Here is a 15,276-nt window from a genome sequence, read left to right as displayed (position 1 = left end):
TTCGGCCGATGTTTCTTCATGTGCATTATAGTTGAAAAAAGCCAGAACTAGAAGCGCTTTCAGACAGATTTAAACATGTTTACCAATTTATAAACATGTTTGACTTTTTTAAAATGAAAACCTCTGTGAAAAATTTTACGAAATTTACTTTTAATCTTTTTTTAATCTAAGCTTTCTGTTATAATGGTTTTCACATTTACTATACAATAGTAGATGAATGATCATATCAAAGGAGAGATAGATGTATGAAAACTGTTTACAATTTTTCAGCAGGTCCCGCCGTTTTACCTAAAAGTGTATTGGAAAAAGCACAATCCGAATTGGTGAATTATGAGAACAGCGGTATGTCCGTGATGGAGTTGAGTCATCGTTCCTCCCTTTTTGAATCGATCATTGAAAATGCTGAAACCTTACTCAGAGAATTAATGACTATTCCTGATAATTATAAAGTGCTCTTTTTACAAGGAGGCGCCAGTACGCAATTTACTATGGTTCCTTTAAACTTGGCGCAAAATAAAAAAGCTGTATATGTTAATACTGGTTCATGGGCGCAAAAAGCAATTAGTGAAGCCAAAAAAATCACGAATGTCGATGTTCAAGTCATCGCTTCAAGTGAAGATAAAAATTTTACCTATATTCCTGAAATCCACAAAGAAGATATTCCACAAGATGCAGCTTACGTTCATATTACGACCAATAATACGATCGAAGGGACTACAATTTATCAGTTGCCTGAGACAGGTGATGTACCAATTGTGGCCGATATGTCTTCAAATATTTTATCAATTGATTATAATGTAGCTGATTTTGGCTTGATTTACGCTGGAGCGCAAAAAAATATTGGGCCAGCTGGACTGACCGTTGTGATTGTTCGTGATGATTTGATTGGGCAAGCAGATGTTCTTAGCGCCATGTTAGATTATGACATCCATGCGAAAAATGGCTCAATGTACAATACACCACCAACCTATAGCATCTACATGGCAAAACTTGTCTTTGAATGGATCAAAGAACAAGGCGGCGTTCGTCAAATGGAAAAACAAAATAAAGAAAAAGCAGCGATTTTATATGATGCCATCGATGCCTCACCTTTATTTTCTTCACCTGTAACGCCTAAAGACCGTTCAATCAACAATATTCCATTCATTACAGGAAGCGATGAACTAGATAAAAAATTCAACCAAGAAGCCTTAGCAGCAGGTTTTGAAAACTTAAAAGGTCACCGTTCTGTAGGTGGTATGCGCGCTAGTTTATATAACGCCTTTCCTAAAGAGGGTGTTATAGCTTTAGTTGATTTGATGAAAAAATTTGAAGCAGAAAACGGAGGCACAAAATAGATGTATGATATTAAAACATTCAATGCAATTGCACCTGTTGGTTTAGCTCGTTTTAACGAAGAGAACTTTACGATCAATAAATCAAATTCTCCTGCTGGAATTATCTTACGCAGTGAAAAACTCCATGATTATGCCTTTCCCGCTTCTGTTCTAGCTGTCGCTCGTGCAGGTGCAGGAACGAATAATGTTCCCGTTAAACAATGTACCGAAGACGGTATTGTGGTTTTCAATACTCCAGGAGCCAATGCCAATGCTGTAAAAGAGTTGGTTATTGCCTGCTTGCTTTTATCTGTTCGCCCGATTTTAAAAGGCTCTAATTGGGTTCAAACGTTGACAGGAACAGACACTGAAGAACAAGCCGAAGCACAGAAAAAACAGTTTGCTGGTACTGAATTAGAAGGCAAAAAACTAGGTGTGATTGGTCTTGGCGCGATTGGTGCTATGGTTGCTAACGATGCCTATCGCTTAGGTATGGAAGTGACTGGATTCGATCCTTTCGTTTCTGTTGATACTGCTTGGAGCATTTCGCGCCGTGTTAAACGAGCACAAAGCATGGATGAAGTCTTGAAAACCTGTGACTTTGTGACTGTTCACGTTCCTTTATCTGAAAATACCCATCATTTGATTGGTAAAAAACAATTAGCACAAATGAAAGAAAATGCTGTTTTGCTGAATTTTGCTCGTGGTGAATTAGTAGAAACTACTGCTGTGATCGAAGCTCTTGATAGTGGAGAAATCAGCAATTTTGTGACTGACTTCGCTGATGAACGGTTATTACACAATGACAAAATCTTAGTCTTACCTCATCTAGGTGCTTCTACAGAAGAAGCTGAAATCAACTGTGCCAAAATGGCCGCACGTACGTTGAAAAAATTCTTAGAAACAGGAAATATCAAACGTTCTGTCAATTTTCCAACTGTAGAAATGGCCTTTAATTCACCATTCCGTTTTACGATCGTGCATAGAAATGTTCCGAACATGCTAGGACAAATCTCAACAGAAATCGCAAATTTAGAAATCAATATCGATACGATGATCAACCGCAGTCGTGATGATTACGCCTATACGATTGTTGATATTGCTGAAACAGATGAAGCAAAAATCAATGCTGCCGCTGAGAAAATTCAAGCTGCTGAAAATATCATCCGCGTACGCACAATCAAAAATACTGAGGCGGTGAGCTATTAATGGTTATGATTCATCCTTTTAAGAGTATTCGCCCAGCAACTGAATTCAGTGAAAAAATCGCTACATTACCCTATGATGTTTTGAATTCTGCTGAGGCACGAGAGCTCGGTGCAAATAATCCTTATTCTTATTTGCATATCGATAAAGCAGAAATCGATTTACCAGAGACACTTTCTCCCTATGATGATCAAGTTTATGAGAAAGCCGCCAACAATCTACAAACTTTTTTACAAAAACAATGGCTAATACAAGATGACCAGCCGCTTTTATATCTTTATGAGTTAACAATGAATGGACGTGCTCAAACAGGACTCGTAACGTGTACTTCCATCACTGATTATACGAATGGTAGAATCAAAAAACATGAATTTACCCGTCCAGAAAAAGAAGTTGACCGCATTCGCCATATTGAAGCTTGTGATGCTAATACTAGCCCGATTTTTCTAACGTATCGTCGAAATGAACAAATCCAAACAGTGACTGATGAATGGAAAAAAACGTATAAGCCAGTCTATGATTTTACTAGTTTCCATGAGGTCACTCATCGTGTTTGGCTGATCGATCAACCAGAAGTAATCGATCAACTAGTTACAGCTTTTGCCCAAGATGTAGCAGCATTATATATCGCTGATGGTCATCATCGAACAGAATCAGCGGTAAAAGTTGGCCAAAAGAAAAAATCAGCCCAACCAAATGCAACTGACACAGCCGAGTTCAACTACTTCTTATCTGTGATTTTTCCTAAAGAAGAACTGGAGATTTTAGATTATAATCGGGTTGTCAATGTTCCAATTGAAGCAAATTTCTTTGAACGTCTAAGCGCCAATTTCTCAGTTACAAAAACCGAAACAGGAAAACCTGACCAACCGAAAATGTTTGGTATGTATTTAGATGGACAATGGTATACATTGACTGCTAAAGAATCGCTTTTATCTGATGATCCTGTTGATGGTTTAGATGTTTCTTTGCTACAAAATCATGTATTTGCGGAGATTTTCGACATTCAAGATGTTCGTACCGATAAACGGATCGATTTTGTCGGTGGAATTCGTGGAATGAAAGAATTAGAACAATTAGTTGATAGTGGTACGTGGACAGCAGCTTTTGCTATTTACCCAACTACAATGGATGATTTATTAAATGTGGCCGATGCTGGAAAAATCATGCCGCCAAAATCAACGTGGTTTGAACCTAAATTATTGAGTGGATTATTTGTGCACGACCTAGAGACAAATGACGTATAAAGCTGTAAAATAGAAGAATAAAATCAAAGCTTGGACAAAAGCAAATTTTTTTGTCCAAGCTTTCTTGCAAATAAACGGAAATGGCTAGATAATAGCCTTATATAAAATAATCTGGAAAAGTTAGGAAATAAGTGAGGTCAACCATGCGAAAACAATTAAAAGATGCAAAACGAATCGTTATCAAGGTAGGAACAAGTACGTTGATCTACCCCAATGGTAATATTAATTTAAGTGCCATTGATCAATTAGCATTCACCCTATCCGATTTGCGCAACCAAGGTAAAGAAATCATCTTAGTCTCTTCTGGTGCGATCGGTGTTGGGTTGAATAAGTTAAACATGGACAAACGACCCCCGACCATTCCAGAACAACAAGCAGTAGCTGCTGTTGGACAAGCTGAACTGATGAATATTTACAATCAGCGTTTTTTGACTTATAGCCAGCAAATTGCCCAACTGCTATTAACTAGAGATGTGATCGAATATCCAGAAAGCCGAAAAAATGTGACCAATACGATGGAACAATTATTACAAATGGGCATCATTCCGGTCATTAATGAAAATGATACTGTAGCGATCGATGAATTAGATCATCTGACAAAATTTGGCGATAATGATCAGCTATCAGCTATCGTATCTCAACTGATCCAGGCAGATGCTTTGATCATGCTATCCGATATTGACGGCTTTTTCTCTGCTAATCCAACGATCAATAAAGAAGCAACACTTTTCTCTGAAATCAACGAGATCAATGATAAACTTTTACAACTAGCAGGAGGCAAAGGTAGCCGCTTTGGTACTGGTGGTATGTACAGCAAATTAAAAGCTGCAGAACGCGTTTTAGAACATAATAGCGCTATGGTTTTAGCAAACGGACAACACCCTAAGATTATTTTTGATATCTTAGATGGTGAAATGATCGGAACCTTATTTATTCGCTAGTTTCTTATTCATGACAATTAAAAAAAGGGGGAAAATGATGATGACTGATTTGACACAACTAGGCCAACAGGCAAAAGAAACAGCTTATCAACTAGGTTTGCTGGATACAAAAACAAAAAATGATTTATTGTTGCACATGGCAGCTGAATTAGAAAAAAACACCGCTAAGATTCTACTAGAAAACCAAAAAGATCTAGCTACTGCTAAAGAAAACGGGATTACAGAGACAATGCTAGATCGTTTACGATTAACAGAAGCACGGATCACAGAAATGGCTGATGGCATCCGCCAAGTCGCAACTTTACCTGATCCAATTGGTGAAGTAGATAAAATGTGGAAAAATGAAGATGGCCTAATGATCGGCAAACAACGTGTACCACTAGGCGTGATCGGCATCATCTATGAATCTCGTCCAAACGTGACAACAGATGCGGCAAGCCTATGTTTTAAAACGGGTAATGCTGTGATTTTACGTGGTGGTAAGGAAGCATTCCACTCAAATCAAATCCTTGTTAAAGTTTTACAGCAAGCTTTAAAACAAAAAGGAGCTTCGCCGTTTGCGATTCAATTTGTTGATGATACCTCTCGTGAAACAGCCCAAAAATTGATGAAATTAAATGATTATTTAGATGTTTTGATTCCACGTGGTGGCGCTAATTTGATCAAAACCGTCTTAACGACCGCGACTGTTCCGGTGATCGAAACAGGAACTGGTAATTGTCATGTCTATATTGACAAAGAGGCCCAATTAGAGATGGCTACAAATATTGTCGTCAACGCAAAATGCCAACGACCTTCTGTTTGTAATTCAGCAGAAACGTTATTGATCCATCAAGATGTGGCAGCAGCTTTCCTACCTGTGATCGAAAAGGCATTGAATGAATACAAGGTGGAATTGCGTGCGGACGAACGGGCAATAGCGATTTTTGAACAAGCGATTCCAGCTACTGAAGAAGATTGGGAAACAGAGTTTAATGATTACATTTTAGCTGTTAAAGTCGTCGATTCTTTAGATGAAGCAATTCACCATATCAATCGCTACAATACCAAACATTCTGAAAGTATCGTCAGTGATAATTATTTTGCTACACAACAATTTTTACAGCAAGTTGATGCAGCAGCCGTTTATGCTAATGCTTCAACACGGTTTACAGATGGATTTGTGTTTGGTTTTGGTACAGAAATCGGTATTAGCACTCAGAAATTACATGCACGCGGACCAATGGGGTTAGCAGAACTGACTTCTACGAAATATATCGTTTATGGTGATGGGCAATATCGGAAATAATCAAAAAAGAGGTTAGGACAGGAGCTTATTTCTCGGGGTTGCTTCTGCTCCCACCGTTTATTCGTATTTAGGGTGTGAAACAAAAGTACTTTTTACTTTTGTCCCACACCCTTTTTTGATTTTTATCCTCTCACACATTTAACACGTACCCTTTTGAACGTACAGTTCGAATTGTTTCGGTTGCACTAGTTTCTTGTATAAACTTCTGCCTAATATGGAAAATCAAATTGCTAATACGGTAAAATTTCCGCTCCGTGCTCTCTTCTTCTTCCCAAATCACTTGGTACATCTCTTCATAAGTCACAGTCTTGCCCATATTTTTAAACAGCAAGTCCATGGCTTTGTACTCAAGATTAGTCAATTGAACCTCTTCAGTTTCATTTACGACAACACTTCTATTTCGGTGATTTAAAACAATCCCTTCACAACGGCTTTCTTGAACTGTCTTTTCAGTTTGTAAATTGCTAATTATCTTTTTACGCTTTAATGCGTTCTCTGCAACCAGCAGCCATTCTTCTAACTTTAAACTGTCTGTTTTTACACCATCGGCCCCAAGTTTTAAATAGACCATTCGGTTCATCTCATTTTGAACTACTGACCAAATCCAAATCAGAGAATCTGCTTCTTTTTTCACCTGTATCAACTGTCCACAGATTTCCCCAACTTGTTTCAAACTATTTTCTACTATAATAATCAAGTCATACCTGTCTTTTGAATCCTCAACTATAGGAATCAACGTCCACTCACTTGGTATTATCGTTTGTAATTGTTCCCATTCCGATGTATTACCTTCGAAATTTACTACGCCAATACGATACATGTCTACCCCTCCAATAGAAAGTTTTTCTCTTTTGATCCATAGCCGTTTTAGTATGCCCTAATTTGATAAAATGGCCACCAGCGCAGTTTTACAGTACCGATTACCGCTTGTTCATCAACTAAACCATAGTAACGACTATCGGTAGCATAATGTCGGTTATCCCCAAGTACCAAATATTTACCTTGCGGAATTATGCCATTGTTTGTTTCTAAAATGTCTTTTGAATCAAAATCAACAGTGATTACTTCGTTCTCTATTTTGGCTTGTACTAGCCGTCTTTGTATAAAACGTTCTACAACCAACCGATCATTAATATAGAGTTCATCATTTCGATAACTAACTTTTTCTTCTGGTAATCCTATAATTCGGCGAATCGAAGTACCATTTCCATCAGGCTGTTTGAAATAAATCAATGAAAAACGTTTCCGTTTTCCCAACCGATCAACATAAACCCGATCGCCATCATTTAGCTCATCACGCATACCATAGCCTTCATTTTTTGGTAGCGTAAAAAATACTCTAGAGAGCAAAAAGAGCAATAATAGTACTATTAAAAACGTTATGCCTAATTCCTTACTAACCTCTTGAATGCTGCGTATCTTTCTTTTTTTACGCCTACGCTTTTTTTTGTTATAGGACAATTTTTTTCTACTCATTTAGCCTCACAGCCATTCCCTAAACCCTTTATTTCTTTTGCTTTAAAGCTGCTTCATTCACATTGAAATACGTAAAAACTTTTTTCTGGATCGTTTGTACTTTTTTGATATCTGCTAAATAATTTTCATAGGTTGTTTTTTCTTGCAGACTTTCGACCGATTGGTTATTCAAGTTTAGCCCGATTTCCTTCATTTGTGAATAATAGCGATTTAGCAATTGCTGTCCTTCTACTGTCAACCTCGGATCCGCATATCGAACCCCAAATCCAGATAACTTTGCAGCTAATTCCCGTAAATTTTTTCTTGCTTTCTCAACATTGGGTGTTTCTTGCACCGATGCTAATTGTTCTGATGTTTTATTTAATAAATAATACCCCTCCACAATACCGTCTGAATCACGATCTCCTAAATTTGTCGCTTGGTGGTAACGGGAAAAAGCGGCGCCACCTGCTAAGACTGTACCTAAAAGTAAGAACATCAGCCCCAATTGAATTTGCTTTTTGCCTTTTTTTATTAACATACGAGATTTCTTTTTAAGAATTCTGCGCCTTTTTTTATTTTTTGGTCGAAGTTGTTTTAATTTGAACCTCTCTTTTTTTGTTAGAAAATAAGAAATTAAAAAAACAATTGCGAAAATAATACAGAGGATAGCCGTTGAAAGTATCCCAATGAATAGCCAATCTAGTATCGACATTTTTCTATCCCCCAGAGATGGGCAGTTTTAACAATCGTTTGCTTTGTATCTGCCATTTTTTTGGATCACCAAACAACGTTTTTCGTTGCTTTGCAACATTACCTTTTTTTGTTGCCTGATTTCTTTTTCTTTCTAGCTTTTTTCTTATTCTTTTGCCTAAAGAAGCGGACTGTAAAGAAAATGATCACTATCAGTACGACTCCACCTAGCGCTAATGCAATGATCAACAGCCAATTTATTCGACTTTCTTGTAATAAACTGACATCTTCTTGGTTAAATTTATCTGCTTCTTCATCTGTGATCTTAAATTCTTGTTCCCATTCCCATTTACCGTTATTTTCTGCTGTGACTAAAATATGGGCCCGATAATCGCCCGCCTGCATTTTTTCACCATTCATCAAAACAGGAAAATTGATTTGTGAGTTAGGTGCCATTCTCATTTTATTTTGTTTTGTATCATATAGTACTTCATCCGAACCTTTTTTCATGATTTGAACATCAACGGTCATATCATCAAGATAAACAGGTGCTATATTTGAGTAATTGATAAAAACGGCGTTACGGTAGTTTTGCTGCTCGGCAAAAACTGTGTTGAGCTTCAGTTCTGGCGTTATCACTGTATCTGTTTCAGTTAAAATCATGCCAACTAAGTAGCCGTACTCATTCTTGATCATGGCATCTTGGCTTTCTGTTTGTCCTTTTTGGATCATGTAAATTCCGCCAGAAATTGCACCGTCAAATTGAGCGTTGGGCATCTTTATGTCTAATGTATAATCAACACTTTGGTTAGCAGGAATTTTAACCGTCTTTTCACCTTTTACTAGATCGGCGAAATCATATTTTAAAGATTTATCTTTTTCAAGTTTAGAGGGACCATATTCGACGACACCATTTGTGTTAGTCTTAGCACTATTTAATGCGACTTCTACGGTGATTTCTGCTGAGGAGCTATTGTTCATTTTGATCGTGACAGTTTGCTCCTGACTTGGTGTCATACGTAAGTCAAAATAGCCGACTTCTTTATTATGTTGGTTTTCAGGCTGGATGACTTTATACGTAAAGCCACTGCCATCCTCTTTAGCAGCAAGTCCTGTTGTGGATAAAAAGGTACTATTGACCCCTATGTATAGAATAATTGCCAGCCACGTTAAGATTTTCTTTTTCATTCCATACTGCCCTTTCTTTTATATGAGAACAAGTGCGCCAATAATGACGAACTTGTTCCCACTCTTCATTTTACTTTTATGTTTTGTTTAGATTATCTTGCGTCAGCAATCGTCCAAGTAATTGTTGAAGAATAGCCGCTACTTGTTGATAATTTATTGCCTGCTGAAGGGACCCACAATTTAACAGAATCTGCTTCAGTGCTATCAGCCTTATCTCCAAATTGTAGGATAAATTGACCGAAGCCTTTATCTGCAGCATCTTGCGTCACAAAAGTTGTTGGTGTTGTTCCATCAGTTTCAACAATTTGTGTTGCTGGAACGCCAGCTGTATTGACTTGGTTTTGATCTGCTGCATTGATTAGTTTCACGTTACCAAATTTCAATTGAGCTGATTTCAACTCTTGTTTTTCTGTATTCGTAAATTTTGTTGCTTTTGCTGTCAAGGTGTGTTTGTTAGGTTGGTTATCAGCACGAGTATCTTTAAATTGTACGAAGTTTGGACTAACCACTTTTGTACCATCTTTATAGACAACTTCAGCGGCTTTTGCTGTATACTCCCAGCCATTACCTGAAGCCGGCGTTACTTTATTGTCGCCGAAATTTAAATCAGTCACCGCAATAACTTTTAAAGGTCCTTTAGCTGGGTTAACTGGTGGTTCTGTAATTGGATTTTCAGGATCGATCGGTTTCGTTGGGTCAGTTGGATCAACTGGTTTGTCTTCACCATCATCCTCACTAAAATTGATCGTACCTTTTCCGCTCCAGTTCAATGGATCATCTGCCGCTTGTACAGCTGTTGGCAAGGATACTGCTGCTCCAAGGACTGCTAATAGCGCAGCTGCGCATAATTTGTGTGTTAATTTCATGTGTGTTTCCTCCTAGAATTTTTTTGATTTATGGTAGCTCAGATATTATCCAAGTTAACACCGTTTGATAGTTTCCTGGCTCTTTTGTTGCTTTACCAGGTACAAATAAAGAAATCGCTTGATTTTCATAAATTGGTTGATTGTTGAACGCTGGATCAACGACTGGATTATTCTGTTCATCCAATTTCGGTTTTAGCGTGTCTGCTCTTTTTTTATCATTCGTTACAGAAGCTCCGAAAATAATCGCCCAGGTTCCCTCCCCCATATTCGGCTTGGCCTCAGCTAAATTATAGCTTTCGCCAATATTTAAAAGCCGAATCACTTCTTTAGACACTTTAGGTGCTGTCTCAGGATCATTTATTGAGTTGGCCCAAGACTGATCGAACGAAAGCACTGCACCGTTTAATTTTTGACCGTTGGCACTATTTTGAAACTGTGTTTCTTGCTTTAGTTGCAACGTCCAACCTGGGCTATCATTTCTAAAATCAGATACTTGTATAAAATTACCTCTTGCTCCAGTATCATCTTTGAACAATTGAGCATTTCCATAATATGTTTGATCTGTATCAGAAATTTCTGCTTCCCAAAAATTGATTTGAGGAACAAAATCAACACGTAATAAGCGATCCATATTCGGACTTACTCCTGCATCAACAGGTTTTTCTGGATGTTCTGGATCCATCACTTGCAAAGGATGTTTCCCGTTAAATTCAATCGTTCCATCACCAGAGAAGTTAGTAGCATCCGCTTTAGCGATTGACGGGCTTGCGAATAGTGCAAATAATAGTAGGGAACTGACGAGTCGTTCTTTTTTCATCTCAATCACGCTCTCCTTTCACAGGACGTCTCTTCTTCCAAAAGAAAAGAATCAATGCAAGTAAGCTTAAAATAACACCTGTGAACAGCAAACTGACTTTTATTAAATCACCAGTGTTTGGCAGTCGCCCAGCCGGCTTTTTCTCTTGAGGTGATAAACCATTATGTGTTGCGTCACTTGTTTGCTCAGTCGTAGGAGTCGATTTTTTTAAAACGATCCCAGCTTTTGTCTGTACCTGCCCGCCTTCCTCAGCTGCCCAGCCCTTATTAATCGTACCGAAAGACACGGCAAGAAAAATCAAAGGAATTAGAATATAACGAATAATTCGATGCTTTTTCATAACAGTCTTCCCTCCATTAATAGGCTTCTTCTATTTGCCAAGTCAGTGTTGTTTCATATTTTCCTACTTGCTTAACAGATGCGACCGGCACATTCAAACGTAACCCTTGTTTTTTAGGTCCCCACGTTTCTTCGCTGATGTCATATTTTCCAGCAGCCTGGTGTTTTGAGCGAAAGACTTCCTGAGAATCTGTAGAAATCACTTTTTCTTCAGTAGTCGTCTGATAGCTTAAGGCATTGGGTAAATGATGCGTTGGATCTCCTGGAATACTAAAATCCTGTGATTGTTTTAACGTAATTTTCCAAGTCCCCAAGGTTGAACGATTATCCCAAATAATCAAATGTTGATCATAGCTTGGATCATCGAATTTTTTATTGCTACCACTCACTTTTTGATCACCGAAATCAATCGCATTAGGTGCAGATTCAATAAACAACGTTCCTTTAAACGTATATTTTCGCGTTACACCTTCTGGAACGATCAAAAGATTTTTTTCATCTGGCGGCGGTGTGTTTAAGACATAATTCAGGCCTTTGACCGCTTTAAGTTTTTCAATGACTTGAGTATTTTGACTTAAGTCGATACGATCAGCTATCGTTGCTTCAAATGATAAATCTTCGATGATTGGTTGGTCTTTTTCGTCAACAAAAGAAATTTTTACAGTGGCAAAACTTTGGGTAACGGTAACCTTGATTGTTTTATCGACTTTTGTACTATCCAAACCATAAGAAGCGGTTACTTCATAAACACCAGCACCCGCAAGTTCAGGTGGCTTAGGTAAGGTTCCAATCGTCAAATTCAACTTATTTTTATCTATTGGATTTGCAGACAGCTCATTATACTGCCACAATTTTAAATCAGCTTTTTCCTTGATCAAGGTCAGTAATGCAGCTTCTGTTTCAGGGTAATCTTTTGCCGCAACACTAAAGTCTGTCCCACAGATAATGTATTGACTACTTTTGACTACCTCTTGATTTTGAATAAAAATTGGAATCGTCACATCACGCGCGTTGCCCTTTTCATCTGTAAGAGTAACTTGGAAGCTACTAGGACCAATTGTTTTTACGATACTTGCGATATCTTGTCCCGCCTTTAAGTTGATCTTGATTTTATCTTTTGGCGAAAAGTCATCTTCATAGTGTAATAAAAAGGCACTATAATCAGGAGCTCCAGTAATTGCTTGTTCGTCACCAGCATCAATAAAGGTTAATTTTCCAATACCAAGAGGGGCTTCTCGATCGTATGTGATGTCATATGAAGCATCTTTGCCAGAAATAAAGTTTTTAGCTACTGCTTGTGCGGTTAGTGTCAATTTTGCATCATCTGTCACCTTGGTATCCTTCACTTTAAATTGAATATCAACCAACGGAGTCGTTGCCGATAAGTCTTTGGAAAGAGGAACCACTAGTTCATTATTGATATACGTAGGTGTTACAGGAGCACCGTTTAAAAGAAACGTCCCTGGCTGATATACTTGATTGGGTGATAACGTAAACTTGAAAGTGGGTTGAATCATACTCTGCTTACCACCCGTATATTGTCCCGAATAATGCACCGTTACTTCTGAATCTTGCGTAATACTTTGAATTTTTTGTCCTTTACCATTCATAAACTCAACATTTTCAGTATAATTTACTAATCCGGGTACTGATTTGAATGCAACTACTGCTTTTTCAGAAAAAGCACCAGTTGAACCAGTAAATCCCCAATAAACACTATCTGTCCCAAAAGTATCTCTAGAAATTGGAACTGAAATAGGAGCTAAATCACCAAAGGTATAGGTCAAATTACCAACATTACTAGCATTCCAAGCAGTCCATTGAATCTTTAATAAACGCCACTGTCCATCCCCAAGCTTAAACGTTGGGTACTGTAATCCTGAATGGTTGATTCCTGTTATCGTAGTAGATGGACTTGTGTACTTGTAAGAAGAAAGTTTATCTGGAAAAGAATAAGCAATATGTCCTTTATCTGTATTTCTATTTAGACCAGAATCATAACTATCACCGTTGTAGTAAGTATCAAATTCAATGGCAAAACTTTTTTTCAATTGTTTTCCGCCAATTTGACTAGGCGATCCATAAACAACCTTATCACCATAAATGGACAAACCAGCACCGACTAATCCAGAAAAATTGGCAATTTTATCTGGATCATTATGCATCACATATGCAATCCCGTCTGCATCACCATCAATGTAAATGTACATTTCAGAGTAAAAATCTTTGGTTAAATCCATTTTATTTTGCTCTGTGGAAAAAATACTCCCGATTTGGCTTATTTTTTTATCCGTGATGATAACATTATTTCCTTCTACATAACTATTTGCTCCTTTAGGCGTTACAAAAATCTGATCTAAAGGAACACTTTGCGGCGCATCAATATACCCTAACGCTTCTGCCTGCAACGGCACACCTACTACAAAAAAAATCAGTGCAGAAAAAATAACTCTTTTTACTTTACCTAACATCTTTGTTTTCACCTCCTTTCTATTGAGGCGCTTTTTCTTTTAAACATGACAAATAAACCTGCCTTAATCAGAATAATTGACTTCATTGGGGGTCTTTGATTTAATGAATAAAAGATTCTCATTTTTAAATGAAACGAGAAATACGCTTAATTTCCGCCTATTTTTAAGCATTTTGGGCTCGTTCTGACGAGGAAGTTGACGGCGAAAAAAAAAGAATATAGTTCTTAAAACAATTGCTGTTGAGTCATTTCTTAAGCCTTTTAAATAACAAACGTTATTTAAAAGGCTCTAATTTTCTACTATATAGTCCGAAAATTAGTAACGTTTCCACTATTTATAAACATGCTAATTTATCGATAGCCGCTCTTTGCTCTTCAAAAAAAGAATTTGTATATGTATCCAAAGTCAATTTTATGGAGGAATGACCTAACAACGAACTGATAGCGGCAATATTTACACCTAATTCTACACAACGAGTTGCAAACGTATGTCGCAAAGCATGGAAGGGTACATTAAATAAACCTAAGCGTTTTTTGATTTGCTCAAATCGATAGCTGACCGTTCTTGGTTCAACAGAACGAGACCCGCTAGTCACAACAAACTCCGAATTCGATTGTGCTTTGCAGTTCAATAACGCTGTTTTCAATTTTAAAGAAAGTGGGATCAATCGATTGGCATTAGCTGTTTTTGGTGCTGTTTCAATGATTTTAGTGCGCTGACTTGAGGATTTTGGCATTGCGATCCGCTGTTTTGTTCTATGAACACGTAAAACAGACTCCTCAAAATCAATATCTGTCCATTTCAACGCACAAATTTCACCGATTCGCATACCTGTTTCCAATGCTAATAAAACAGGCAATCCTTTGGCTGTTTTTTGACTTTCTATTTCTACTGCTTTTTGTTGATTACGCGTCAGTGCTTGGATTTTTTGTTTATTAATTTTAGGTAACATCGTCTGTTCACAAGGATTCAGATAAATATAACCACGTTCTCTAGCTGCTTCAAAGCAACTCTTGACGATTCGGAATACAATCTGAATAGAGCTGGCTGACAATGATTTAGAAAGTCCTTTTACTAATTGATCCATATCAGAAGTGGTAATCTTTTTGAGTGCCCGCTGTCCTAATAGTGGAAAAATATGTATTTGAAGGTTATTGCTATAACTAGCATATGTGCTCTCTTTTAGTTTTACAGCCATGATGTCATTCAGCCAAATATTTGCCCACTCTCCAAAAGTTCCCTGAAATTCCTTTGCTGATTTTAAATAGAATAGTGCGGTTTGAGCTTTTCGTTCAATCAACTGCTCCTTTACACAACGATAAGAACGGGCGTAGATATAACCATAATGGATCGTCCCATCTGCTTTACGAGCTTTAGGATAACGCCCTTCCCAACGTCCATCTTTTCTTTTATAAATATTTTCGCCTTTAGCCAAAATAATCAAATCCT

The 15,276-nt window shown here is 37.6% G+C and carries 14 protein-coding genes; 5 read left to right on the top strand and 9 right to left on the bottom strand.

The window, feature by feature from the left end:
• Window positions 1-245: 245 nt before the first annotated feature.
• The 5 genes from serC (at window position 246) to A5819_RS06710 (ending at window position 5,998) form a co-directional block, all read left to right on the top strand.
• The gene (gene serC / locus A5819_RS06730) at window positions 246-1,337 is read left to right on the top strand and encodes a 3-phosphoserine/phosphohydroxythreonine transaminase (protein ID WP_086277807.1); all 1,092 of its coding nucleotides are present in this window, start codon (window positions 246-248) and stop codon (window positions 1,335-1,337) included.
• A complete protein-coding gene (locus tag A5819_RS06725; protein WP_086277805.1) occupies window positions 1,338-2,525 on the top strand; it encodes a phosphoglycerate dehydrogenase in 1,188 nt (395 codons plus the stop codon).
• Window positions 2,525-3,769, top strand: coding sequence for a DUF1015 domain-containing protein (locus A5819_RS06720; protein ID WP_086277803.1), 1,245 nt, complete (start codon window positions 2,525-2,527; stop codon window positions 3,767-3,769). The genes A5819_RS06725 and A5819_RS06720 overlap by 1 nt, the downstream gene beginning before the upstream one ends.
• A gap of 143 nt (window positions 3,770-3,912) precedes the next feature.
• Window positions 3,913-4,710 (top strand): glutamate 5-kinase, encoded by a 798-nt coding sequence (gene proB / locus A5819_RS06715; protein ID WP_086277801.1) that lies wholly within the window; start codon window positions 3,913-3,915, stop codon window positions 4,708-4,710.
• 40 nt (window positions 4,711-4,750) lie between these two features.
• A complete protein-coding gene (locus tag A5819_RS06710; RefSeq protein WP_176271454.1) occupies window positions 4,751-5,998 on the top strand; it encodes a glutamate-5-semialdehyde dehydrogenase in 1,248 nt (415 codons plus the stop codon).
• A gap of 130 nt (window positions 5,999-6,128) precedes the next feature.
• On the opposite strand, the gene A5819_RS06705 is transcribed toward A5819_RS06710, so the two are convergent.
• The 9 genes from A5819_RS06705 to A5819_RS06665 form a co-directional block, all read right to left on the bottom strand.
• The gene (locus A5819_RS06705; RefSeq protein WP_086277798.1) at window positions 6,129-6,818 is read right to left on the bottom strand and encodes a winged helix-turn-helix domain-containing protein; all 690 of its coding nucleotides are present in this window, start codon (window positions 6,816-6,818) and stop codon (window positions 6,129-6,131) included.
• Window positions 6,819-6,865: 47 nt separating this feature from the next.
• Window positions 6,866-7,474, bottom strand: coding sequence for a signal peptidase I (gene lepB / locus A5819_RS06700; protein ID WP_086277797.1), 609 nt, complete (start codon window positions 7,472-7,474; stop codon window positions 6,866-6,868).
• Window positions 7,475-7,502: 28 nt separating this feature from the next.
• The gene (locus tag A5819_RS06695) at window positions 7,503-7,994 is read right to left on the bottom strand and encodes a hypothetical protein (RefSeq protein WP_254907232.1); all 492 of its coding nucleotides are present in this window, start codon (window positions 7,992-7,994) and stop codon (window positions 7,503-7,505) included.
• A gap of 272 nt (window positions 7,995-8,266) precedes the next feature.
• The gene (locus A5819_RS06690; RefSeq protein WP_086277794.1) at window positions 8,267-9,334 is read right to left on the bottom strand and encodes a DUF916 and DUF3324 domain-containing protein; all 1,068 of its coding nucleotides are present in this window, start codon (window positions 9,332-9,334) and stop codon (window positions 8,267-8,269) included.
• Window positions 9,335-9,426: 92 nt separating this feature from the next.
• Complete coding sequence (locus A5819_RS06685; protein ID WP_086277791.1) at window positions 9,427-10,200, bottom strand: WxL domain-containing protein; 774 nt, start codon at window positions 10,198-10,200, stop codon at window positions 9,427-9,429.
• 28 nt (window positions 10,201-10,228) lie between these two features.
• Window positions 10,229-11,017, bottom strand: a complete 789-nt coding sequence (locus A5819_RS06680; RefSeq protein ID WP_086277790.1) for a WxL domain-containing protein — start codon at window positions 11,015-11,017, stop codon at window positions 10,229-10,231.
• A 1-nt stretch (window position 11,018) separates the two neighbouring features.
• Window positions 11,019-11,357: an LPXTG cell wall anchor domain-containing protein gene (locus tag A5819_RS06675; protein WP_086277788.1), complete on the bottom strand. Its 339-nt coding sequence runs from the start codon at window positions 11,355-11,357 to the stop codon at window positions 11,019-11,021.
• Window positions 11,358-11,373: 16 nt separating this feature from the next.
• Window positions 11,374-13,827, bottom strand: coding sequence for a WxL domain-containing protein (locus A5819_RS06670; RefSeq protein ID WP_086277786.1), 2,454 nt, complete (start codon window positions 13,825-13,827; stop codon window positions 11,374-11,376).
• Between the two features lie 334 nt (window positions 13,828-14,161).
• Window positions 14,162-15,262: a site-specific integrase gene (locus A5819_RS06665; protein WP_086277785.1), complete on the bottom strand. Its 1,101-nt coding sequence runs from the start codon at window positions 15,260-15,262 to the stop codon at window positions 14,162-14,164.
• Window positions 15,263-15,276 lie beyond the last annotated feature (14 nt).

This window comes from Enterococcus sp. 7E2_DIV0204, from assembly GCF_002140855.1.
Lineage (GTDB): Bacteria > Bacillota > Bacilli > Lactobacillales > Enterococcaceae > Enterococcus_L > Enterococcus_L lemimoniae.
Note: the sequence above shows the minus strand (reverse complement) of the source record. Positions and strands in the feature narration are given on the sequence as shown.

Excerpts from the sequence above, each read along its gene's own strand:
- A5819_RS06685 (WP_086277791.1), bottom strand. The coding sequence starts at position 10,200 with ATGAAATTAACACACAAATTATGCGCAGCTGCGCTATTAGCAGTCCTT.
- proB (WP_086277801.1), top strand. The coding sequence starts at position 3,913 with ATGCGAAAACAATTAAAAGATGCAAAACGAATCGTTATCAAGGTAGGA.
- serC (WP_086277807.1), top strand. The coding sequence starts at position 246 with ATGAAAACTGTTTACAATTTTTCAGCAGGTCCCGCCGTTTTACCTAAA.
- A5819_RS06675 (WP_086277788.1), bottom strand. The coding sequence starts at position 11,357 with ATGAAAAAGCATCGAATTATTCGTTATATTCTAATTCCTTTGATTTTT.
- A5819_RS06720 (WP_086277803.1), top strand. The coding sequence starts at position 2,525 with ATGGTTATGATTCATCCTTTTAAGAGTATTCGCCCAGCAACTGAATTC.
- A5819_RS06695 (WP_254907232.1), bottom strand. The coding sequence starts at position 7,994 with ATGTTAATAAAAAAAGGCAAAAAGCAAATTCAATTGGGGCTGATGTTC.
- A5819_RS06705 (WP_086277798.1), bottom strand. The coding sequence starts at position 6,818 with ATGTATCGTATTGGCGTAGTAAATTTCGAAGGTAATACATCGGAATGG.
- A5819_RS06680 (WP_086277790.1), bottom strand. The coding sequence starts at position 11,017 with ATGAAAAAAGAACGACTCGTCAGTTCCCTACTATTATTTGCACTATTC.
- A5819_RS06710 (WP_176271454.1), top strand. The coding sequence starts at position 4,751 with ATGACTGATTTGACACAACTAGGCCAACAGGCAAAAGAAACAGCTTAT.
- A5819_RS06670 (WP_086277786.1), bottom strand. The coding sequence starts at position 13,827 with ATGTTAGGTAAAGTAAAAAGAGTTATTTTTTCTGCACTGATTTTTTTT.
- A5819_RS06690 (WP_086277794.1), bottom strand. The coding sequence starts at position 9,334 with ATGAAAAAGAAAATCTTAACGTGGCTGGCAATTATTCTATACATAGGG.
- lepB (WP_086277797.1), bottom strand. The coding sequence starts at position 7,474 with ATGAGTAGAAAAAAATTGTCCTATAACAAAAAAAAGCGTAGGCGTAAA.
- A5819_RS06725 (WP_086277805.1), top strand. The coding sequence starts at position 1,338 with ATGTATGATATTAAAACATTCAATGCAATTGCACCTGTTGGTTTAGCT.